Genomic DNA, 22,753 nt, shown 5'->3' on the forward strand with positions numbered 1-22,753 from the left:
GTAGAGGCCGGCCAGCGGCCCAGACACTCAAGGAAAGGAGAGTGAGCGATCATGGAATGTGGAGAGTGTGGCAAGCAGAACCCGCCGGACGCGCGGTTCTGCATCCAGTGCGGAGCGCCGATGGCGGCCGGAGGCGGCGGGCACGACGGCCCGCCCGAGGACCGCGCGGCCTATGGCGGGTTCTGGGTCCGCGTCGGGGCCTATCTGGTGGATGGTGTGATCATCGGGGTGCCGCAGATCGTCGCGCAGGCCGTGATCAGCCCGGAGACGATGGCGGTTCGCGGACCGGATGAGCCGGTGCCGCCGGCGGAGGTGGCCTGGTTTCTGGTGAATATGCTGGTGGCCTGGCTGTACTGGGCGGGCATGCACAGCTCCCGGTATCAGGCAACGCTGGGCAAGATGGTGTTCGGGCTGCGGGTGGTGGATTTCAACGGCGAGCGGATCTCGTTCCTGCGCGCGACCGGGCGGCATTTCGCGACCATTCTGTCCGGGATGATCCTGATGATCGGCTACATCATGGTGGCCTTCACCCGGCGCCGGCAGGCGCTGCACGACCTGATTGCGCAGACCCTGGTGGTGCGCAAGGAGTGGGTGCGCTGAGCGTGGGCGGGCGGCTGCGCCACATCCCGCTGTCCTCGGGGAACGCGTGGTGACGGAACTGGGGGCGGCAACAGTGGACTTCGACGTGGTCGTGATCGGCGGCGGCGCGGCCGGGCTGATGTGTGCGCTGACGGCAGGCGCGCGCGGGCGGCGGGTGCTGGTGCTGGACCACGCCAACCGGGTGGGCAAGAAGATCCTGATGTCCGGTGGCGGGCGCTGCAACTTCACCAACATGTACTGCGAGCCGGAGAATTTCATCTCCGCGAATCCGCATTTCGTGAAGTCCGCGCTCAGCCGCTACACCCAGTGGGACTTTATCGCCCTGGTGGAGAAGCACGGTATCCCGTACCACGAGAAGAAGCTTGGGCAGCTGTTCTGTGACCGGTCGTCGAAGGACATCGTGCGGATGCTGCTGGACGAGTGCGCGGCGGCCGGCGTGACCGTGCGCACGGATACACCGGTGACGGATGTGGCCACAGGGGCGCCGCATGGGCTGCAGGCCGGCGGGGATGCCATTGCCTGCGAGTCGCTGGTGATCGCCACGGGCGGTTATTCGATCCCGCGCATGGGGGCCACGGGCTTCGGGCTGGACCTGGCGCGTTCGCTGGGCCTGGCGGTCCAGCCCACCCGGCCGGCCCTGGTGCCGTTCACCCTGAGCGGGCGGCCCCTGGAGGAGCTGGAGGGGCTGTCGGGTGTGTCGCTGGACACGGTGACCACCGCCGGGGGCATGGGGTTTCGGGAAAACCTGCTGTTCACGCATCGCGGGCTCAGCGGGCCGGCGGTGCTCCAGGCCTCGTCGTACTGGGTGGAGGGGGAGCCGGTGGCGATCGATCTGTTCCCGGGCATGGACCTGGCCGCCCATCTGCGCGAGCTGCGGGAGCAGCGCCCGAAACTGGAGCTGAAGAGCGTGCTGGGGGAGCAGTTGACCCGCCGGGTTGCGCAGCGCTGGTGCGAGCTGTGGGTGGAGAACCGGCCGCTGGAGCGCCTGAGCAATGCCGATATCGAGCAGGTAACGGGGGTTTGTCAGCCCTGGACGGTCTGGCCGTCCGGGACCGAGGGCTACCGCACCGCGGAGGTGACGCTGGGCGGGGTGGATACCGCCGCCCTGTCCTCGAAGACGATGGAGTGCCGCTCGATCCCGGGGCTCTATTTTATTGGCGAGGTCGTGGACGTGACCGGGCATCTGGGCGGGCACAACTTCCAGTGGGCCTGGGCCTCCGGGTACGCGGCGGGCATGTACGTCTGAGCGGTTTTTGTGCGTCGCGAACACGGCCTTTCGTGCTGTTCGGGAAACTGTGCTGGGGTTTCGCCTGTCGGGTTGGAAGGACCCGTGTTGGAAGAACCCGGGGTAGGTGACTACTCTTCGAATTCCCAAGCAGCAACGCAAGGAGCAGGCATGAAGATCGATCAGTTGGTAGAGACGGCCGAAGCGATGGTGGCCCCCGGCAAGGGCATCATCGCCATCGATGAATCCACCGGGACGATCGGCAAGCGGCTCGGCGCGGTCGGGGTCGAGAACACCGAAGAGAACCGGCGGACCTATCGCGAACTGCTGCTGACCACGCCGCAGCTCAACGAGTACATCTCGGGCGCGATCCTGTATGACGAGACCATCCGCCAGTCGACCCGCGACGGCAAGCCGTTCGTCGACGTGATGAACGAGTCCGGCATGCTGCCGGGCATCAAGGTGGATACCGGCGCGAAGGACCTGGCCGGGTTCCCCGGCGAGAAGGTGACCGAGGGCCTGGATGGCCTGCGCGAACGCCTGGAGGAATACGCCAAAATGGGCGCGCGGTTCGCCAAGTGGCGCGCGGTGATCACGATTGGCGACACCATGCCCACCGACACCTGCATCGAGTCGAATGCGCACGCGCTGGCGCGGTATGCCGCGCTGTGCCAGGAGCAGGGCATCGTCCCGATCGTGGAGCCGGAGGTCCTGATGGACGGCAGTCACGACATCGAGACCTGCTACGGCGTGACCGAGGCGACCCAGCGCGCGGTGTTCAAGGCGCTCTACGAGCATCATGTCCTGCTGGAGGGCACCATCCTGAAGGCCAGCATGGTGCTGCCGGGCAAGGACTGCCCCGAGCAGGCCAGCGTGGAGGATGTCGCGCATGCGACGCTGCGCTGCCTGGAGTCCGCTGTGCCGGCGATCCTGCCCGGGATCGTGTTCCTCTCCGGTGGGCAGAGCGATGCCGACGCCACCAATCACCTGGATGCGATGAACCGCATCGGCGGGGCCCCGTGGCCGCTGTCCTTCTCCTATGGTCGCGGCATGCAGCAGGCGGCGATGGAGCTGTGGGGCAAGGACATGGGCGCCAACTTCGAGAAGGCCCAGCAGACGGTGTACGAGCGCGCCCGCGACAACGGGCTGGCGGCCCAGGGCAAGTACGCGGCCTGAAGCTAATGCCGCATGGCCTGGATCCAGGGCCGGAACCACAGCCAGGTCCACGGATTGGGGGATCTATTGATCTGGATCAAGAAAGACCGGCGGATGGCTGACTAGCCTGAAACCGTCGGATCCGAACAACGGCCGCCAAGGAGCGCACGATCCCCCAGCGTGCAGGCGGCCGGATGCTTCCGACGGTGTATGTCGCGTCTTGGCCTGCTATCTCCGGATAGCAGGCTTTTTTGTGTCGATTGCCTGCCGAACTGTGACGCATTCCTCAGGTATTCAAAGTTTCGCGATCTCGCGGGAAGGGGTGGCGAAGGTGGGCGCTTCTCCTGCCCATGTCCGGGAAAATGTGGTTAGCGCAGGCTCGCTTGGCCGGCTCTGGCGGAACATTAATGGTTTTTGCGCGTCGGGAACTGCGTGGGGCCGCCGTAATGCCCCGTCGTTTGACGAGAAATCCAGAAGATCACCAAGGAGAGCGACATGAGTCTGACACGCCGAGAGTTCCTGGAGGCCATGGTGGCCGCAAGCGCCGCCGGCTTTTCGATGAATGCCTGGGCTGGCGAGAAGGGATCCTGGCGACCGGCCGATGCGGATATGTATGACCTGCCGAAGTTCGGCAATGTCTCGCTGCTGCACTACACGGACTGCCACGCGCAGCTGAAGCCGGTGTATTTCCGCGAGCCGGACGTGAACATCGGGGTTGGCGACATGCAGGGCAAGCCGCCGGTGATGGCCGGGAAGGAACTGCTGGAATACTTCGACATCAAGCCCGGTACGCCGCTTGCGCATGCCGTGACGCACATGGATTTCAAATATGCGGCCGAGAAGTACGGGCGCCTGGGCGGGTTCTCCCACCTGTCCACGCTGATCCAGAAGCTCCGGGCGGAACGCCCGAACTCCCTGTTGCTGGACGGTGGCGACACCTGGCAGGGCTCGGCCACGTCGCTGTGGACCAACGGCCAGGACATGGTGGATGCGCAGAAGCTGCTGGGCGTGGACATCATGGTCGGCCACTGGGAGTTCACCTTTGGCGACGAACGGGTGATGGAGGTCATCGAGAACGACTTCAAGCCCAACAACATCGAGTTCCTGGCGCAGAACATCGAGGATCGCGACTGGGGCGACCCGGTCTTCGAGCCCTACACCATCCGCGAGATGAACGGGGTCCCGGTGGCGGTGATCGGCCAGGCCTTCCCGTATACCTCGGTGGCCAACCCCGACTACATGTTCCCGGACTGGAGCTTCGGCATCCGCGACGAAAACATGCAGCGGATGGTTGACGAATGCCGCGAGAAGGGGGCCAAGGTGGTCGCGATCCTGTCGCACAACGGCATGGTCACGGACATGGAGATGGCCCGCCGCCTGCGCGACGTGGACGTGATCCTGGGTGGCCACACCCACGATGCCGTGCCCGGGGCGATGGAGATCGAGAATGCCGGCGGCGAGCGGACCCTGGTGACCAATGCCGGCTCCAACGGCAAGTTCGTGGGCGTGATGGACCTGGATGTGACCGACAGCGGCATCCGCGACTACAAGTTCACGCTGCTGCCGGTGTTCTCCAACCTGATCGAGGCGGACGCGGAGATGGAAGAGCATATCCGCAAGGTTCGCGAGCCCTACGAGGACAAGCTGAGCGAAGAGTTGGCGGTTACCGACGGCGTGCTGTATCGACGCGGCAACTTCAACGGCACCTTCGACGAAGTGATCATGGACGCGATGATCAAGGAGATGGATGCCGAGGTGGCCCTCTCGCCGGGCTTCCGCTGGGGCGTGAGTGTGCTGCCGGGCTCGCCCATCACCTTCGAGGAGCTGATGACGCAGACCGCGACCACCTACTCGGAGACCCAGCGCAACGAGATGACCGGCGAGCAGTTGAAGAACGCGCTGGAGGACGTGGCCAACTCGATCTTCAACTCCAACCCCTATCACCACCGGGGGGGCGACATGGTCCGGACCTCGGGGATCGAGTACACCATCGATCCGCATGAATCCATGGGCAGCCGCATCAGCGACATGCACATCAACGGCGAGCCGCTGGATCCGGACAGGAAGTACGTGGTCGCCGGCTGGGCGAATGTCCACGAGCCGCTGGATACGGACCCGGTCTGGGACGTGGTCGCCAACTACCTGCGCGAGCACGACACCATCAGCCCCGGCAAGCCCTACCTGCCGCGACTGAAGAACGTCGAGGGCGATCCCGGTCTGGATCGCTGATCGACCACCCTGGCTTGGCCCGCGCGAGCGGGCCGGTTAGTCTCGCAGCCGCCGTGCACTGCCCGCACGGCGGCTTTTTTGTGGGAGCGATCCGGAGATGGAGACAAACGAACCGGGCTTCTCGGGCCTGTTGCTGTATTGCCGGCCGGGGTTCGAGGCGGATCTGACGGCGGAGCTGACCGACCGCGCGGCGCGGGCGGGATTGGGTGGCTTCGCGCGCGTGCGCGCCGGCAGCGGCTCGGTTCACTTCGAGCCGGCAGATGGCTCCGTCGAGGCGCTCGCGGGGGCGCTTCCGTTCTCCGCGCTGATCTTCGCGCGGCAGGTGTTCCCGGCGTTTCCGGTCCTCGAGGGGCTGGATCGCGCGGACCGGCTGACGCCGATCATCGAGCAGGCGGAGGCCTCCGGTCTGGCAGTGGATTCCGTCTGGCACGAGATGCCGGATACCAACGAAGGGAAAGGGCTGCGCCGCCTGGTCAAGGCGGTCGAGCGGCCGCTGGCCGCAGTACTGCGCAAGCGCGGGGTGCTGCGGGCACAGGCGGACGGGCAGCGGTTGCATGTCTTCTGGCATGCGGGCGATTGCGTGCAGCTCGGTGTGAGCCGGCCGGGGGAGCGCAGCGAGTGGCCGGGCGGCATCCTGCACCTGCGCTCGCCGCGCGAGGCCCCCAGCCGCTCGACCCTGAAGCTGGAAGAGGGGTGGCATACCTTCATCCCCCGGGAGGACTGGGACACGCGCCTGGCGCAAGGCATGCAGGCCGTGGATCTCGGGGCGGCGCCCGGTGGCTGGACCTGGCAACTGGTACGCCGCGGGATGTACGTGCACGCGGTGGACAACGGGCCGATGGATGACCGCTTGATGGCGACCACCCAGGTGGAGCATCACCGCGAGGATGCGTTTTCGTGGGAACCCCCGAATCCGGTGACCTGGCTGGTCTGCGACATCGTCGACAAGCCGGGGCGCGTGGCGGCGCGCATGGCGGACTGGCTGGAGGCGGGCTGGTGTCGCGAGGCGATCTTCAACCTGAAGCTGCCGATGAAACGGCGCTGGCAGACGGTGGACCAGTGCCTGGACCATATCGAGGAGCGCCTGCTGGACGCCCGGATCGCCCACCGGATGCAGGCGCGACAGCTTTACCACGACCGCGAGGAGATCACGGTCCACGTGCAGCGCGACTGAGTCGGGCGTTATTCGCCCTGCACGGTAATGGTCAGCCGGCGCGTGTGGGCGGCATAGCGGTGTTCCCACAGGAAGACGCCCTGCCAGGTGCCGAGGATCAGCCGCCCCTGGCCGACCGGGAGCGTCAGGTCGTTGTGTGTGAGCATGGCCCGGGCGTGGGCCGCCATGTCGTCGTCGCCTTCCATGTCGTGGCGGTAGGCGGGGTCGCCGTCCGGGGCCATGCGGCCGATCAGGGTTTCCAGGTCGTGGCGGACGTCGGGATCGGCGTTCTCGGTGACCAGCAGCGAGGCGCTGGTGTGGTGCTGGAAGACGTGGCAGGTGCCGGTGGTGATGCCGGAGGCGCGGACGATGTGCTCCACGGCCTGGGTGATGTTCAGCGTGCCGCGGCCGCGGGTCTGCTGGGTCAGGGTGTCCTGGTACACGGCCATGCATCTACCTCGAATGCAAACAAAAAAGCGCCCGCAGGCGCTTGATTGGTCGGTCTAATTTGGTGGAGGCGGCGGGAATCGAACCCGCGTCCGCAGGACCTCCGCCTTCGGCTCTACATGCTTATTCTGTCTTTGAGTTTAACCAGCCGCTACCCGACAGGCAGGGAATGCAACTGGCGATCCCGGTTGAGTTTTAATGGATCCACGCCGGGCACGCTTCACCACGAGCTTATGAGAGTCGACGCCCGATACTGGACGCATAAGCACGGCTCCAGTCGGACGGCATCTACCGGTTTTTAAGCGGCGAGTGCGTAGTTGTCGTCGTTGGCAACTATTTTTTTGCAGCGGTTTTTACGAGGTCCACTACAGCCTCGGCATGCACCTCAGGTTTCGCGACCCGCGTCGAAGCCAAGTCGCCCCCAAGTACTTCATGGACATGGTAGCGCATCCAAAGTTCCCCGGCCATGTGATTGTCGGACCAAAGAAGGTCAAGGGCGGGTTCACCACGGAGGGCACAGAGGACACAGGGCAGGGCGATTTACAGGAAGATTGGAAGACAGGAAGATTTTTGACGGGATGACTGGCACCCTCCAGGACGATCCTCGACACCCCAAAACCTTCTTGCCTTCCCGTCTTCCTGTAGACAAGCCCTTGACCTTGACCTTCTCCGTGCCCTCTGTGAACTCCGTGGTGACATAGTTCCAACAGGTCCCGCGCGGGGGGCGGGTCCGGTACAATGCGCTGTTTTTGGCACGTCCGGTTCGAGGAAGCGCAATGCGGGTTGTGGAAGGGGGCGCGGCGGTCTCGCCGTTTCGGCTGCGGGCTCTGGAGGCAGGGCTGCGGGCAAGCGTACCGGGCGCGGGCCCGCTGGCCGCGCGGTTTGTCTATTTCGTGGAGACCCGGCGGCGGTTGACGCCGGACGAGGAGGCAGTGCTGACGCGCCTGCTGCGCGAGGGCGAGACCTGGGTGGCGCCCGAGTTCGCCGTGCAGCGGGAGCTGGTGGTGATCCCGCGCTTCGGCACGATCAGCCCGTGGTCGTCGAAGGCCACCGAGATTGCGCATCACGCCGGGCTGGAGGACGCGGTCGAGCGGATCGAGCGCGGCATTCACTGGCAGATCGGGGGCGACGCGGCGGCCGGCGTGGACCTGGAGGCGCTGGCCGACCTGCTGCACGACCGCATGACCGAGGCGGTGATCGAGGATCCCGCGGCCGCGGCACAGCTCTTTCACAGCGAGACGCCGCGCTCGCTGGCGCGCGTGGACCTGGGCGAGGACGCCCGCGCCGCCCTGGAGCGCGCGAACGGGGAGCTGGGGCTGGCGCTGTCCCCGGACGAGATCGACTACCTGGCGGACGGGTACTCCGCGCTGGGGCGTGCCCCGACCGATGCCGAACTGATGATGTTCGCGCAGGCGAACTCCGAACACTGCCGGCACAAGATCTTCAATGCCGCCTGGGTGCTGGATGGCGAGGCCGACGAACGCACGCTGTTCGGGATGATCCGCCAGACCCATGCGCGCCATCCCGAGGGGGTGTTGTCGGCCTACAGCGACAACGCCTCGGTGATCGCCGGTCACACGGGCGTGCGCCTGATGCCGGATGCGATCACCGGTGAATACCGACGTGAAACGCTGGATCTGCCGATCCTGATGAAGGTGGAGACCCACAACCACCCGACCGCGATCTCGCCGTTCCCCGGCGCCGCGACGGGTTCCGGGGGCGAGATCCGCGACGAGGGCGCCACCGGGCAAGGCTCCAAGCCGAAGGCAGGGCTTACTGGCTTCTCCGTATCGAACCTGCGGATCCCGGGCCGCGAGCAGCCCTGGGAGCGCGACTTCGGCCGGCCCGGGCGCATCGAGAGCGCGCACCAGATCATGCTGGATGGCCCGATTGGCGCGGCGGCCTTCAATAACGAGTTCGGCCGTCCGGCGCTGGCCGGATACTTCCGCACGCTGGAGATGGCGCTGCCGAATCCGGTGGGTGGCGAGACGCTGTACGGCTACCACAAGCCGATCATGCTGGCTGGCGGGGTCGGGTCGATCCGGGGCGAGCACGTGCACAAGCAGGATGTGCCGGCGGGGACCCCGATCGTGGTGCTGGGCGGTCCGGCCATGCTGATCGGCCTGGGCGGCGGGGCGGCCTCGTCCATGGCCAGTGGCGCGAGCTCCGAGCAACTGGATTTCGCCTCGGTCCAGCGCGGCAATCCGGAGATGGAGCGCCGCTGCCAGGAGGTGATCGATCGCTGCACGGCCCTGGGGGCCGGCAACCCGATCCTGTCGATCCACGACGTGGGCGCCGGCGGGCTGTCCAACGCGATCCCGGAGATCCTCGACGACGCCGGGCGCGGGGGCGTAATCCAGTTGCGGGACCTGCCGACCGCGGAGCCCGGCCTGTCGCCGATGGAGCTGTGGTGCAACGAGGCGCAGGAACGCTACGTCCTGGCGATCGCCGCCGAGCATCTCGAGACCTTCCGCACCCTGGCCGCGCGTGAACGGGCGCCGTTTGCGGTGGTGGGCCGGGCGACCGACGAGGGCCATCTGAAGGTCGAGGACAGCCTGTTCCACGAACCGCCGGTGGACATGCCCATGGGCATGCTGCTGGGCAAGACGCCGCGGATGACGCGCGAGGACCGGCGACTGCCACCGCCGGAAACGGCGTTCGATGCCGAGGCCTGTCCACTCGCCGAGGCGCTGGAACGGGTGCTGCACATGCCGTCGGTGGCCGCGAAGCACTTCCTGATCACCATCGGGGACCGCAGCGTGGGCGGCCTCGTCGCACGCGACCAGATGGTGGGGCCGTGGCAGGTCCCCGTGGCGGATTGCGCGGTGACGCTGACCGACTTCGACGGCTATACCGGCGAGGCGATGGCCATGGGCGAGCGCACGCCGCTGGCGATCCTGTCGGCCCCGGCCTCCGGGCGCATGGCGATCGGGGAGGTCGTGACCAATCTGGCGGCAGCCGATATCGACGGTACGCATGCGATCCGCCTGTCCGCCAACTGGATGGCCGCGGCCGGCGTGCCCGGGGAGGACGCCAACCTGTTCGACACCGTCCGCACGATCGCGGAGGACCTGTGCCCGGCACTAGGCATCTCGATCCCGGTCGGCAAGGATTCGCTGTCCATGCGGACGGTCTGGGAGACCGCGGACGGGCAGGCGCGGCACATGCACGCGCCGGTATCGCTGATCGTATCCGGGTTTGCCCCGGTGGCCGATGCGCGCCGGACGCTGACGCCGCAGCCCGACCCGGAGGCCGATGACCGGCTCTGGCTGATCGATCTGGGGGAGGGCCATGGCCGCTTGGGCGGCTCCGCCCTGGCCCAGGCCTACGGGCAGGTCGGCGCGACCCCGCCGGACGTGGTCGATGCCGCACGCCTGCGCGCCTTCTTCGAGGCCATTACGACCCTGCGTCGCAACGGCCTGCTGCGCGCCTACCACGACCGCTCCGACGGTGGCCTGATCACGACCCTGCTGGAGATGGCCTTTGCCGGGCGCTGTGGGCTGGAGATCGCGGTCCCGGAGGGTCAAGCGCCGGGGGCGTGGTTGTTCAACGAGGAGCTGGGCGCCGTGGTGCAGGTCGCGCCCGGTGCCGAATCGGCCCTGCGCGACGCGATGGCGGAGGCTGGCCTGGAGGCGCATCTGCATCCGGTGGCCCGACGGACCGACGACGAGCGCGTGGTGATCCGCCATGGCGACCAGGAGGCCTTCTCCGCCACGCGCGCGGCGTTGCAGCGCCACTGGCAGGAGACCTCGGCCTGGATGCAGCGGCTGCGGGACGATCCGGAGTGCGCCGACGAGGAGCTCGCCCGGGTGGACGCCGACGGCGGCCTGCAGCCGCGGGTCACCTTCGATCCCGCCGAGGACGTGGCCGCGCCGATGATCGCGCGCGGGGAACACCCCCGAATCGCGATCCTGCGCGAGCAGGGGGTTAACGGCCAGCTGGAGATGGCGGCGGCCTTCGAGCGCGCGGGGTTTGCCCCGGTGGACGTGCACATGACCGACCTGCTGGACGGTCGCCAGGATCTGGGTTCGATGCAGGGCGTGGCCGCCTGCGGCGGGTTCTCCTACGGCGATGTGCTGGGTGCCGGTGGGGGCTGGGCGCAGACCATCCTCAACCACCCGGCGCTGCGGGATGCCTTCCAGGCGTTCTTCGAACGCCCCGAGACCTTCACCCTGGGGGTTTGTAATGGCTGCCAGATGCTGTCCCACCTGGCCCCGCTGATTCCGGGGGCGGGCCACTGGCCGCGATTCGTGCGCAACCGTTCCGAGCAGTTCGAGGCGCGCCTGTCCCAGGTGCGGATCGAACCGGGCCCGGCGATCCTGCTGGAGGGGATGGCCGGCTCGGTGCTGCCGGTGGCGGTGTCGCACGGGGAGGGGCGTACATACTATGCCGATGGAGCGCCGATCCACGACCAGGCCGCGCTGCGCTATGTCGAGGCCGATGACACGCCGGCGTCGCAGTACCCGGCGAACCCCAATGGCTCCGTGGGCGGCGCCACGGGCTTTGCCAGCGAGGACGGTCGCGCGCTGATCATGATGCCGCACCCGGAGCGCGTGTTCCGGACCGTGCAGCACAGCTGGCACCCGGCGGACTGGGGCGAGGACGGACCGTGGCTGCGGCTGTTCCGCAATGCGCGCGCATTCGTCGGCTGAAGCGCGCCGGGTCGATGGTCTATAACGAAGGCATTTGGTCGGCGGACAGACGAGGCGGGTACGGACATGGATGACGCCAGCAAGGACGAATTCCTCGGGGAGGACCTGCGGGTTACGACGACTCTGATGATCGGCCCGTCGCAACGCCCGGTTACGGATCCCGTGCTGGCGCAGCGCCTGATCGAGAGCCTCGACCTGTTCGACGACGCACACCCGCGCGGAGCGATGCCCCACGAGGACGAAGGCGCCCCCGAGGTGCAGCGCCTGGAACACAAGCTGGACCTGCTGCTGCATCTGGTGGCGGAGTCGCTGCACCCGGAACGCCCGGACCCGGTTGAGCTGGTACTTAGCGGGCGTGGCATGGTGCTGCCCGCGGGCACGCTGCCCGAGGATTGCGAGCGGGTGGAGGTCTATCTGAGCCGCTTGCTGCCGCAGCCCTGCGTCCTGGGTGTCGAGACTCCGACAACCCGCGGAGGCCAGCAAATGACTCGCTGGACGGGGGTCGAGGGGCCTCTGGAAGAGGCGCTCGGGCGGTGGATCTTCCGCCTGCACCGCCGCGAGGTGGCGGAGAAACGCCAGAAAGTTGACGGCAATCGCAATTAGACAGGATACTGCGAACTCGATCACATCATCGGATGCGGGCCGGGCGTCACCCGTTGCCACATCCGGTCGCGAACATCGGGGCACAGCGGTATGCGGGATCCGGGCGAACAGCAACAGGCGATGCGTATTGCACTCAGCGGTGACTCGGGCACGACGGATGCCACCCGGGCGATCCTGAACTGCCTGGGCTGCGAGGCCGAGCATCAGCCGGCCACTGGCACCTTCGAGAACGTCGCCCCCGCCGCGATCTGGCTTTGTGGACCCGCCGCGGAGCTGTCCGCCCGGCTGCAGGATGCACGAACGGAAGACGCCGCGGTGGTCGTGCAGCCTACCGACGGGGGCGAGGTTCAGGGCGAAGGGGTGGACTGCGTGGTGGAGCACCCGCTTTCCATCGCGCGGGTTTCGCAGGTCCTGCAGTGGCTTCGGTTCGGCCGCGAGCCGGGATACGACGACATGCCCGGGCTGGTCGGGTCGCATCCGACCATGCAGGCGGTCAAGCGCCTGGTGGGCCAGGTGGCCCGCACCGACGCCACCGCGCTGATCCTGGGCGAGACCGGCTCCGGCAAGGAGGTGGTGGCCCGCGCCATCCACAACGCCTCGGACCGGGCGGACAAGCCGTTCGTGGCGGTGAACTGCGGCGCGATCCCCGGAGACTTGCTGGAGAGCGAGTTGTTCGGGCACGAGAAGGGGGCCTTCACCGGTGCCTTCACGGCCCGCGCGGGGCGTTTCGAGCTGGCCGAGGACGGCACGCTGTTCCTGGACGAGATCGGCGACATGCCGCTGCCGATGCAGGTGAAGCTGCTGCGCGTGCTGCAGGAACGCGTCTTCGAGCGTGTGGGTTCCAACAAGTCGCTCCCGGCGCGGGCCCGGATCATTGCCGCCACCCATCGCAACCTGGATGACGCGGTGGCGGATGGCAGCTTCCGCCAGGATCTGTTCTTCCGCCTCAGCGTGTTCCCCATCGAACTGCCGCCCCTGCGCGAACGCACCAGCGATATGCCGCAACTGATCGGCGCGCTGGAAGAACGGCTGCGCGAGCAGGGCATGACCCCGGCCCACCTGACGCCGGCCGTGGTCGCGCACCTGGGGCAGCTCAACTGGCCCGGCAATATCCGCGAACTGGCCAACCTGCTGGAACAGTTGGCGATCATGTATCCCGACCTGCCGGTGGACCTCGCACAGCTGCCCCCTCGGGTCCGTCCGGAAGGGATCGAGGATCTGGCCGTGACATCCCCCACACCCGGAGGCGCCGAGTCGGGGTCGGCGGGCGCCAGCCTGCTGGCCGGCGGACTGCCGCCGGAGGGGGTGGATCTGCGCAGTTTCCTCAACGATCTCGAGCGCGACATGATCACCCGTGCGCTGGACGAGACCGGGCACGTGGTGGCGCGCGCGGCGCGTCGCCTGGGGATGCGCCGCACCACACTCGTGGAGCGCATGCGCAAGTTCGGGCTCGGCAAGGCCTGACCCGGCCTCCGGCCAGACGGGCCCCGACCGTAGTGGAGGTCGGGATCCCGTCACCACAAGCCCTGAATTCCCGCGCGACGGTCGACGGATGCTTGACGGGTTGCCCTCCCGTTTTGGATAAACCCCCAATTAATCAGTTACCTGTAACGCTGGCGCGTTTTTTGCTGAACCTTCCCCGAATCTCTATGGGAAGACGTTCATGTCGCGAGCCACAATCCTGTTGGTGGATGCCGAACCGGCACTGCGCGAGGCCGTGGTCCGGGTCCTGGCCACGATTCCTCGAGTCCGACTGCAGGCCTGCAAAGCGGCCGACCTGCCGCAAACCGTGGAAGGGGCCCGTCCCGCAGCGGTGCTGCTGGGCGGTGAACCCGCCCTGAGCGGAGAAGTCCTTCCCGAACCACGATCTTGCGTCGCCGCGATCAGTCTGGAGGCCAGTCGCGAACGCGAGCTGTCGGCCATGCGAGCCGGGGTGGACGCGCACTTTGCCCTGCCGGAGATGGCGGACACCCTGGCCGAGTGGCTGCGACCGCTGCTGGTCTCGGCGCAGGAATTCGAAGCGCCGGCGCTGGTGGCCCGCAGTGCGGCGATGCAGGGGATCGATCGTTTTGTATCGCGGATCGCGCGCAGCGCCGCCACGGTCTTCGTGACCGGCGAGTCAGGGGTGGGCAAGGAGGTGCTGGCGCGGCAGCTGCACGCGCGCTCCCCCCGCAGCCGCGGGCCGTTCGAGGCGATCAACTGCGCCGCGCTCCCGGAGGCCATGCTGGAGGCGATGCTCTTCGGGCATGCCAAGGGCGCCTTCACCGGCGCGCTGGAGGCCCGGCCCGGCAAGTTCCAGCGGGCCCACGGCGGGACCCTGCTGCTGGACGAGGTGACCGAAATCCCCGTGCACCTGCAGGCCAAGCTGCTGCGGGCGCTGCAGGAGCGGGAGGTAGAGCCGCTGGGCGGGCGCCAGGCGCAGCGTGTGGATGTGCGGGTGATCGCCACCTCCAATCGCGATCTGCGCGAGGCGGTGGCCGAAGGCCACTTGCGCGAGGATCTGTATTACCGCCTGAACGTCTTCCCGCTTTGCATCCCGCCGCTGCGGGAGCGCCCGGAGGATATCGTGCCACTGGCACAGGCCCTGCTGCGGCGGCTGAGCCGCGGGCGCCTGGGGGAACTGGACGCCGCGGCGCAGCGGCGACTGCGGGAGCACGACTGGCCGGGCAATGTCCGGGAGCTGGCCAATGTGATGGAGCGCGCGATCACGCTGCACGAAGGCGATGACGACCGGGTGACGCTGGAGGCGGTCTGGCTGGATGCGGACATGCTGGCGCCCTGGAGCTCGGGCGACTCCGGCCATCAGGCGATCCGGATGAACACGCCCGAGTGGTCGGCCAGCGACGAAAACCCGACGCCGATGCTGGAGCAGACCCTGCAGACCCAGGAGAGCCGGGTGATCCTGAATGTCCTGCGCGAGTCCGGCGGGCGGCGCAAGGAGGCCGCGGACCGACTGGGAATCAGCCCCAGAACATTGCGTTACAAGATTGCGCGCCTGCGCGAGAACGGCTTTGCGGTTCCGGCGTCGGGATGACGCCCAGCGAGGCTGGCATATGGATTGCTTGGAGTTTTGAAGAAAACGGTAAGCCGCGCACATGGGAGCACAAGGGTTCCGTGCAGGCCGCCGGGTCGCCATAGCGAGAACCCCCGAGGGTAGGAAAGATGAGCGAGATGCAGATTCAGAACGTCCTGCAGCAGATGCGTCAGCTGACGCAGACCAGCGGGATCGAGGGGACCAACCCGGCCCAGCCCAATCGCGAACCGCAGCGGGTGGGCGGGGCGGATTTCCAGAACGTGCTGACCGAGTCGCTGCGCGGCGTGAACCAGACCCAGCAGGCCGCTACGGATCTGCAGACGCGCTTCGAGCTGGGCGACGACAGCGTCAGCCTGCCGCAGGTGATGACCGCAATGAGCAAGTCCAGTATCGCCTTCGAGGCGACCAACCAGGTGCGCAACCGGCTGCTGACGGCGTACCAGGAAATCATGCGGATGCAGGTCTGATCGGCCGGACGGGCTGAGGGAGAGAACGGACGATGGCCGACAATGCACAGTCCCTGCCCGCGGTGGTGACCGGGGGATTCAAGGAGTTCAACGGGATGCCCGCGGGCCGCCAGCTTGCCCTGATCGGGATGCTGGCCGGCGCGATCGTGGTGATCGTGGCGCTGCTCTACTGGGCCATGCGCCCCACCTACGTGCCGCTGTTCCCGCGCATGGACGCCGAGGACGCGGCCGAGGTCGTGCAGGTGTTGTCCCAGGCGGGCATCCCGTATCAGGTGGATTCTACGACCGGGCAGGTGAAGGTCCCGCAGGGCGATGTCGCCGATGCGCGGCTGCAGCTGGCCGGCGAAGGGCTGCCGCGCTCCGGCGACCTCGGCTTTGAACTGTTGCAGGAGGACACCGGGCTTGGCACCAGTCGGATGATCGAGGGGGCGCGTCATCACCGGGCGATGGAAGGCGAGCTGGCGCGCACGGTCGCATCCCTGGATGCGGTGGATCGCGCGCGGGTGCACATTGCCGAGGGGGAACAGTCGGTGTTCGTGCGCGACCGCCGGCCGGCCAGCGCCTCCGTGGTGGTGCACCTGCGCGGCGGACGCTCCCTGAGCGAGACGCAGGTGGGGGCCATCGTGCATCTGGTGGCCTCCAGCACCTCCGATCTGGATCCCGAGCGGGTCACCGTGGTCGACCAGCGCGGCACGCTGCTGACCCAGGATGGCGGCGAGGCGGGCATGGGCGGCAGTGGCGATCGCCTGAACTTCACGCGGGATGTGGAGAACCGCTATACCGACCGCGTTCGGGATCTTCTGATCCCGATCGTCGGGCGCGACAAGGTGCGCGTTCAGGTCAATGCCGATATTGATTTCTCGCGCGTGGAGCGAACCGAGGAGCTGTACGATCCCGAGACCATCGCGCTGCGGTCCGAACAAAGCCGGGAGGAAGAGCGCACGGGTCCCGAAGGCGGTGCCGGGGGCGTCCCGGGCGCGCTGACCAATCAGCCCCCCGAGGGCGGCGTGGTCGGGGAAGAGGGCGAGGAAGGTGCCGCTGCTCCGGCGCCGCTCCCGGGCAGTCGCAGCACCAACGTGACCAGAAACTACGAGGTCGATCGCCGCATCAACCACATCCGCGAGATGCCGGGCGGCGTGCGCCGGGTCTCCACCGCGGTGGTCGTGGATTTCCGTCAGGAGGTCAACGAGGACGGCGAGACGGTGCAGGTGGCGCGGGACGCCGAGGAACTGGAGCGCATCGAGGCATTGGTGCGCGAGGCGGTTGGATTCAACGCCGAACGAGGCGATACGATCAATGTGGTGACCGCGCCGTTCGAGGCGCCAATGGACGAGATCCCGGCGGAAGAGATCGCTTTCTGGGAGCAGCCCTGGTTTATCGAGGTGCTGAAGATCGTGGCGGCGCTGTTGCTGGCCCTGATCATCCTGCTGACGGTGGTGCGCCCGGCGATGAAGCAACTGATGAAGCGTCCGGCGCCACCCCCGCGGCGCGAGGATGACCGCGAGGCCCTGACCGACGAGTCGGGCGGCGAGGCCGGCATGGGGCCGAGCGAGGGTTCGGCCGTGGCCGCGCTGACGGGTCCCAAGGGTCCGGATCAGCAGGAGATGGATCTGGAGGCCGTGCGCGAGATGGTCCGCGAGGATCCCAAGCGCGTGGCGCAGGTAATGAAGACCTGGTTGGGTGACGATGGCCGCTGACAAGAACTCCAAGCTGGAAGGCGCCGAGCGCGCCGCCGTGTTCATGATGAGCCTCGGCGAGGATGCCGCCGCCGAGGTCATGCGCCACATGGGGCCCAAGGAGGTGCAGAAGATCGGCACCGCCATGGCCTCGATGGACCGCATCTCGCGCAGCGATGTGAACGCCGCGCTGCACGAGTTCTCCACCCATGTGCAGGAACAGACCGCGCTGGGCGTGGGCGCCGACGAATACGTGCGCAGCGTCATGGAGAGCGCGCTGGGCGACAAGGCCTCGGGCCTGATCGACCGCATCCTGCTGGGACGGAATTCCAAGGGCATCGAGGCCCTCAAGTGGCTGGACCCGCGCGCCATCGCGGACATGCTGCGCAATGAGCATCCGCAGATCGTGGCCATCGTGCTGTCCCATCTCGATTCCGACCAGGCCTCCGACACCCTGCAGTACCTGCCCGCGCGGGTGCAGTCCGACATCGTGATGCGCATCGCCACCATGGATGGCGTGCAGCCCCAGGCCCTGCAGGAACTCGACGAGATCCTCGACCGGCAACTCTCCGGTAATGCGGCGAGCAAGACCTCGATGCTGGGGGGCGTGCGCTCGGCGGCCAACATCATGAACCTGATGGAGGGTTCGCGGGAGGCCGAGATCATGGAGACGATCAAGGAGTCGGATTCCGATCTGGGCACGCGTATCGAGGAAGAGATGTTTGTCTTCGATAACCTGGTGGATATCGACGACCGTGGCATCCAGACGCTGATGCGCGAGATCCAGACCGAATCCCTGGTGCTTGCGCTGAAGGGCGCCGACGACGACCTGAAGGACAAGATCTTTCGCAATATGTCCAAACGTGCCGGCGAGATGCTGCGCGAGGATCTCGAGGCCAAGGGTCCGGTGCGTGTCAGCGAGGTCGAGGCCGCGCAGAAGGAGATCCTGTCGGTGGCTCGGCGCCTGGCCGAGAACGGCGACATTGTGCTTGGCGGTGGCGGTAGCGAGGCCATGTTGTGAGCGACAGCTCGGCGGCCAGGCTGTATACCGACGCCTCGGCGTCGCTGTGGGAGCCGCCGGAGATCGGTGACGACGGTGTCCATCCCCCGCGCCGTCTGCCCACCGCCGCCGAGATCGAGGCGATCGAGGAAGAGGCGCGCAAGAACGGTTTCGAGTCTGGCTATGCCGAAGGTCACGAACTGGGCCAGAAGGAGGCGGAAAAGGCGGCCCGGGCGCGCGAGGACAAGAAACTGCGCGAGACGGTGGCCGCACTGGAGGCGGTGGCCGGCAGTCTCGCCGATCCGCTGGCCGATGCAGCCGACGCCCTGGAGCCGGAGCTTTTGGCCCTGGTGACGGTCCTGGCGCGCAAGGTCGTGCAAAGCGAGCTGGAGTCCCGGCCGGAGCAGATCCGGGCGGTTCTCGAGGGCGCGCTGGCTCAGTTGCCGGGACGCAACCAGGAGGTGCGGGTGCATCTGAACCCGGAGGACCAGGGGCTGGTCGAGACCTACGCCGAGCGCGCGGACGCGCGCATCACCTGGGTCCCGGATCCGGGCCTGGCACGCGGCGGGTGCCGGGTGGAGGCGGGCGCGGCGAGCGTGGACGCGAGCCTGGAGCGGCGCTTGCAGCATGCGGTCGAGGCCCTGTGGAACGGCGAGTATGCCCCGGCCGCTGACGCCGAGCCCCGGGATGACAGCGCCCATCAGGCGTCCGACCGCCCGGATGCGGAGGAGTCATGAGCACTCCGATCGACGAACTGCGCCGCAAGGGCCGCGAACGTCTGAGCACGGGGCTTCTGGACCGGTTGCAGCAGTCCCGGGGTCGCGTGGAGCGGGTCAACCCACCCCAGGCGGAGGGGCATCTGTCGCGCCTGACCGGCCTGACGCTGGAGGCCGAGGGTCTGCGCCTGCCGATTGGCGGGCGCGCCCTGATCCACGGCGAAACCGGAGAGCCGGTGCCGGCCGAGGTGGTCGGTTTCCAGAACGAGCGCACCTTCCTGATGCCCGAGGAACTGGCGACGGGGCTGACGCCCGGGGCGCGCATCGAACCGCTGGACAACCAGCGCCAGATCCCGGTGGGCGAGGGGCTTCTGGGACGGGTGATCGATGCCAACGGGGCACCCCTGGATGGCCAGGGGCCGATCCGCACCCATGATTTTGGGCCACTGGCCGGGCGTCCGATCAACCCGCTGCAGCGCGCGCCCGTGCGCGAGCCGCTGGATGTCGGGATCCGGGCGATCAACGGCCTGCTGTCGGTGGGGCGCGGCCAGCGGCTGGGCCTGTTCGCGGGTTCGGGGGTCGGCAAGAGCGTTCTGCTGGGCATGATGACGCGCAACACCACAGCGGACGTAATCGTGGTCGGCCTGATCGGCGAGCGTGGTCGCGAGGTGAATGAGTTCATCCACGAGATCCTGGACGAGGAGTCGCGTACCCGTACCGTGGTGGTCGCGGTTCCTGCGGATCAGTCGCCGCTGCTGCGCCAGCATGGTGCCTGGGTGGCCACGGCGGTGGCCGAGCATTTCCGGGACCAGGGGCTGCACGTGCTCCTGCTGATGGACTCCCTGACCCGGTTTGCCCAGGGGGCGCGGGAGATCGCGATGGCCATTGGCGAGCCGCCCGCTTCCAAAGGCTATGCGGCGTCGGTGTTCGCGCGCCTGCCACAGTTGGTGGAGCGGGCGGGCAATGGCGATGTCGGCGGGGGCTCGATCACGGCGTTCTACACCGTGCTGGCCGAGGGTGACGACCAGAACGACCCGATCGTGGACGCAGCGCGGGCCATCCTCGACGGTCATGTGGTGCTCTCGCGGGAGATCGCAGAGACAGGCCGCTACCCGGCCATTGATGTCGGGGCGTCCGTCTCGCGTGTGATGTCGTCACTGATCACTCCGGAACACGAACGCGCGGCCCGCCGCTTTCGTGATCTGGCCGCCACCTACATGCGCAATCGCGACCTCATCGCGGTGGGGGCCTACCGCAAGGGCGCCGATCCGCATCTGGACGAGGCGGTGGCGATGCATGAACGCCTGGAGGCCTATCTGGGGCAGGGCCGCGACGAGGCCGTCAGCTTCGACCGCGCCCGGGATGATCTGCTGGCACTAGTCGGGGGTGGCGCGGCATGAACCCGAAGCGCCTGGAGCGCCTGCTGCGGCTGCGCAAGATCGAGGAAAGCGAGGCGACGCGCCAGCTGGGCGAGCGGCTGCAGCAACTGGATGCCATCGCCGGCCAACGCGAGCGCCTGGAGACCTATCAGCGGGAATACCTGCAGGCAACCCTGCCGGACGATGCCAATGCGCTGAAGTGGCTGGCCGGCATGCGCGACCAGCTGCGCTCCGCGCTGGAGCAGCAGGATCTGCGCATCCAGGCGGCCGAGTCCCAGGTGGAGACGGCGCGCCAGGAGTGGCTGGAGCGCCATCGAAACAGCCTCTCGCTGGAGAAGCTGCTCGAGCGCCGGCGGGCCGAGACCGCGCGGCATGACGCGCGGCGCCAGCAGACGGAACAGGATATGTGGGCCACCCGCCAGGCCCATGCGCGCGAGGCAGACGCGCGTTGGCAGGGTTCTTGAATGGACCCTGAGTATCGATTGAGGCAAGGGCCCGGGGATGACCCCGGCAGACCGAGGATTCGGCAATGATCGCAACACAGAATACGGGCCAGGGCATGCTGCCGCTGCTGCAACTGCTGGGCGGCAGCTCGATGCAGGGCCTGGACGACCTGAAAGGCCTGCAAGGCCGCCTCAAGGGCCAGGACGGCGAGGACTTCCTGGCCATCCTGGAGCCCCAGATGGAGTCGCTGCTGGCCAGCCTGGGCGTTCCCGGCGAGGAACTGGAAGGCCTGGACCTGGAGGCGATGCTGGCGCGACTCCAGGACTTGCTGGACGGGCAGCCCCTGGCCGCGGATCCCGAAGGGGGTGGCAATGCCTTGCCGGTCGCCGCGCTGATGGCTGCGACCCAGGAACCGGGACGAGCCGAGGTGCCCCGCGCCGAAGGTACCCCCGCCCGGGGAGGAGGCGAGGAGCGGGCCCTGCCGGTGAAGCCGCTGCCGGCCGCGGTCATGCGGCTGTTCGTCGAAGCGGCCCAGGCCAATGCCGGACGGGATGGCGCGGTTGCCCTGAAGCCCGACGTGGTGGGTGCGCAGGGAGGCATGGCCCGCGACAACGTCCTGGAGATCCTCGCCCAGTGGATGGGGCAGGGGGGTGACGAGGCGCGCCGCGGCCGTCCCGACCCCCTGAGCGGGGTGCTGCCGGCCCAGGGGCTCGGGCAAGCCGAAGGGACGGACGGGGCGCGGGCGCTGCCGCGCCTCGATCTGACACGACTCCTGCAGCAGCCCAACGGGGCCCGGGAGCTGGCCGACCAGGTGCGCATGCTGGCCCAGGCGCAGGGCGGGCGTACCGAACTCAAGCTGCACCCGCCGCAACTGGGCAGCCTGGATGTGCGTGTGCTGGTCGAGGGTGATCGCACCAGTATCCAGTTCATCAGTGCCAACCCGGTGACCCGCGAGGTGCTGGAGGCGGCCATGCCGCGCCTGCGTGACAGCCTGGCCGAGAGCGGCCTGATGCTGGACGATGCGACCGTGTCCGACCACGCGGCCGAGGAGCAGGCGGAGCAGGAGGCCGGCGAGACGGCGCTCGCGGCGGATGACGAGGCCGCCGAGGCCGAGGACCGCGAGGCCGCCGATGGCAGCACGCTCTCCATGCTGAACCGGCGCCTGGACCTGTTTGCCTGACCGGCCGTGCTTGGGTGCAGCCGCGGCCTGCGGCCGTGGCTGCAGGCCCGTTCCTGCGCTTATGCCGGCTTCCCCCATGTTCCCGTGTGCCGCCAAGATTCCGTCTTTCACGGCGGCCGGGCGGCCGATTCTTGACGTTCTTCATGTTTTCCGCGCCCGCGTTTGCCCCGGAAAACCGCCAGTGACCACCCGTAACTGACGGATTAAAAAGACTAAAACGACTTCTGGCATCAGCCTTGCTATGGTCTGTACCGAGAACGAATCCTCGGTTTACCGGACAGCGGGTGCGATATGGCAGAGAAGGAAGTCAATCTGGACGACGACGAAGGCGGCGCCCCGAAGAAGGGCGGGAAGGGCAAGCTGATCGTCCTGATCCTGGTCGTCCTGTTTCTCGTAGCCGGCGGTGCGGCGGCCGCCTGGTTCTTCCTGATGGCGGACGGTGACGATACCGAGCAGGTCGAAGCCGGCCCGCCCGAGCGGCTGTACACCAGCCTCGAGCCGATGACGGTGAACATCGAGGCCCCGGGGCGCATCCGTTACCTGCGCGCGGAACTGTCGCTGGTGACCCATGACCCGGCGGTCGCCGAGGCCTTCGAACGGCACCTGCCGGCAATCCGAAACGACCTCCTGGGCATCCTGGCGGAACAGCGCTACGAGGATCTCAATACCCGCGCGGGCAAGGAGGCCCTGGCGGAAGAACTGAAAGAGACGATCGCCGGGATCCTGCGTTCCCGCGATGCCCCGGACGCGGTCGAGGCCGTGCTGTTCAACGAACTGGTGATGCAGTAGGAGC

General features: G+C 67.8%; 18 protein-coding genes and 1 other RNA gene. 17 read left to right on the forward strand and 2 right to left on the reverse strand.

Annotation, left to right across the window (positions count from 1 at the left end; all coding sequences use genetic code 11):
* The first annotated feature begins 51 nt into the window (after window positions 1-51).
* The 5 genes from F614_RS0100440 (at window position 52) to rlmM (ending at window position 6,383) form a co-directional block, all read left to right on the forward strand.
* Window positions 52-600, forward strand: a complete 549-nt coding sequence (locus tag F614_RS0100440) for an RDD family protein (protein ID WP_019583584.1) — start codon at window positions 52-54, stop codon at window positions 598-600.
* Window positions 601-673: 73 nt separating this feature from the next.
* The gene (locus F614_RS0100445) at window positions 674-1,846 is read left to right on the forward strand and encodes an NAD(P)/FAD-dependent oxidoreductase (RefSeq protein WP_019558005.1); all 1,173 of its coding nucleotides are present in this window, start codon (window positions 674-676) and stop codon (window positions 1,844-1,846) included.
* 150 nt (window positions 1,847-1,996) lie between these two features.
* Window positions 1,997-3,001, forward strand: a complete 1,005-nt coding sequence (locus F614_RS0100450) for a class I fructose-bisphosphate aldolase (protein WP_018882122.1) — start codon at window positions 1,997-1,999, stop codon at window positions 2,999-3,001.
* Window positions 3,002-3,475: 474 nt separating this feature from the next.
* Window positions 3,476-5,209: a thiosulfohydrolase SoxB gene (gene soxB / locus F614_RS0100460; RefSeq protein ID WP_018877352.1), complete on the forward strand. Its 1,734-nt coding sequence runs from the start codon at window positions 3,476-3,478 to the stop codon at window positions 5,207-5,209.
* Window positions 5,210-5,306: 97 nt separating this feature from the next.
* Complete coding sequence (rlmM, locus tag F614_RS0100465) at window positions 5,307-6,383, forward strand: 23S rRNA (cytidine(2498)-2'-O)-methyltransferase RlmM (protein WP_019558006.1); 1,077 nt, start codon at window positions 5,307-5,309, stop codon at window positions 6,381-6,383.
* A gap of 8 nt (window positions 6,384-6,391) precedes the next feature.
* Here the strand turns inward: rlmM and F614_RS0100470 are convergent, their stop codons facing one another.
* Window positions 6,392-6,811: a secondary thiamine-phosphate synthase enzyme YjbQ gene (locus F614_RS0100470; protein WP_019558007.1), complete on the reverse strand. Its 420-nt coding sequence runs from the start codon at window positions 6,809-6,811 to the stop codon at window positions 6,392-6,394.
* 60 nt (window positions 6,812-6,871) lie between these two features.
* Window positions 6,872-7,232: a transfer-messenger RNA gene (gene ssrA / locus F614_RS14125) on the reverse strand.
* A gap of 353 nt (window positions 7,233-7,585) precedes the next feature.
* Between ssrA and purL the strand changes: the two genes are divergently transcribed.
* The 12 genes from purL to fliL all read left to right on the forward strand — a co-directional run bounded on the left by purL (window position 7,586) and on the right by fliL (window position 22,749).
* Window positions 7,586-11,461: a phosphoribosylformylglycinamidine synthase gene (gene purL, locus F614_RS0100475; RefSeq protein ID WP_019558008.1), complete on the forward strand. Its 3,876-nt coding sequence runs from the start codon at window positions 7,586-7,588 to the stop codon at window positions 11,459-11,461.
* Window positions 11,462-11,527: 66 nt separating this feature from the next.
* Window positions 11,528-12,064: a PilZ domain-containing protein gene (locus F614_RS0100480; RefSeq protein ID WP_018866242.1), complete on the forward strand. Its 537-nt coding sequence runs from the start codon at window positions 11,528-11,530 to the stop codon at window positions 12,062-12,064.
* A 90-nt stretch (window positions 12,065-12,154) separates the two neighbouring features.
* Complete coding sequence (locus F614_RS0100485) at window positions 12,155-13,528, forward strand: sigma-54-dependent Fis family transcriptional regulator (RefSeq protein ID WP_019558009.1); 1,374 nt, start codon at window positions 12,155-12,157, stop codon at window positions 13,526-13,528.
* A gap of 199 nt (window positions 13,529-13,727) precedes the next feature.
* Window positions 13,728-15,098 carry a sigma-54-dependent Fis family transcriptional regulator gene (locus F614_RS0100490; protein WP_019558010.1) on the forward strand — a complete coding sequence of 457 codons (1,371 nt, stop codon included), beginning with the start codon at window positions 13,728-13,730 and terminating at the stop codon, window positions 15,096-15,098.
* Window positions 15,099-15,226: 128 nt separating this feature from the next.
* Entirely contained in the window at window positions 15,227-15,565 is a 339-nt protein-coding gene (gene fliE / locus F614_RS0100495) for a flagellar hook-basal body complex protein FliE (protein WP_018866244.1), read from the forward strand.
* A gap of 32 nt (window positions 15,566-15,597) precedes the next feature.
* Window positions 15,598-17,262: a flagellar basal-body MS-ring/collar protein FliF gene (fliF, locus tag F614_RS0100500; protein WP_019558011.1), complete on the forward strand. Its 1,665-nt coding sequence runs from the start codon at window positions 15,598-15,600 to the stop codon at window positions 17,260-17,262.
* Window positions 17,252-18,262: a flagellar motor switch protein FliG gene (fliG, locus tag F614_RS0100505; RefSeq protein ID WP_018866246.1), complete on the forward strand. Its 1,011-nt coding sequence runs from the start codon at window positions 17,252-17,254 to the stop codon at window positions 18,260-18,262. Before fliF ends, fliG begins: the two co-directional genes overlap by 11 nt.
* Window positions 18,259-18,978, forward strand: a complete 720-nt coding sequence (locus F614_RS0100510) for a FliH/SctL family protein (RefSeq protein ID WP_018880659.1) — start codon at window positions 18,259-18,261, stop codon at window positions 18,976-18,978. Before fliG ends, F614_RS0100510 begins: the two co-directional genes overlap by 4 nt.
* On the forward strand, window positions 18,975-20,357 hold the full coding sequence (locus F614_RS0100515; protein WP_018866248.1) for a FliI/YscN family ATPase: 1,383 nt from the start codon (window positions 18,975-18,977) through the stop codon (window positions 20,355-20,357). Before F614_RS0100510 ends, F614_RS0100515 begins: the two co-directional genes overlap by 4 nt.
* Window positions 20,354-20,800, forward strand: coding sequence for a flagellar export protein FliJ (gene fliJ, locus F614_RS0100520; RefSeq protein ID WP_018866249.1), 447 nt, complete (start codon window positions 20,354-20,356; stop codon window positions 20,798-20,800). The genes F614_RS0100515 and fliJ overlap by 4 nt, the downstream gene beginning before the upstream one ends.
* A 65-nt stretch (window positions 20,801-20,865) precedes the next feature.
* Entirely contained in the window at window positions 20,866-21,960 is a 1,095-nt protein-coding gene (locus tag F614_RS0100525; protein ID WP_019558012.1) for a flagellar hook-length control protein FliK, read from the forward strand.
* Between the two features lie 291 nt (window positions 21,961-22,251).
* On the forward strand, window positions 22,252-22,749 hold the full coding sequence (fliL, locus tag F614_RS0100530; protein ID WP_018875432.1) for a flagellar basal body-associated protein FliL: 498 nt from the start codon (window positions 22,252-22,254) through the stop codon (window positions 22,747-22,749).
* Window positions 22,750-22,753 lie beyond the last annotated feature (4 nt).

The organism is Thioalkalivibrio sp. ALE12 (assembly GCF_000381105.1).
Lineage (GTDB): Bacteria > Pseudomonadota > Gammaproteobacteria > Ectothiorhodospirales > Ectothiorhodospiraceae > Thioalkalivibrio.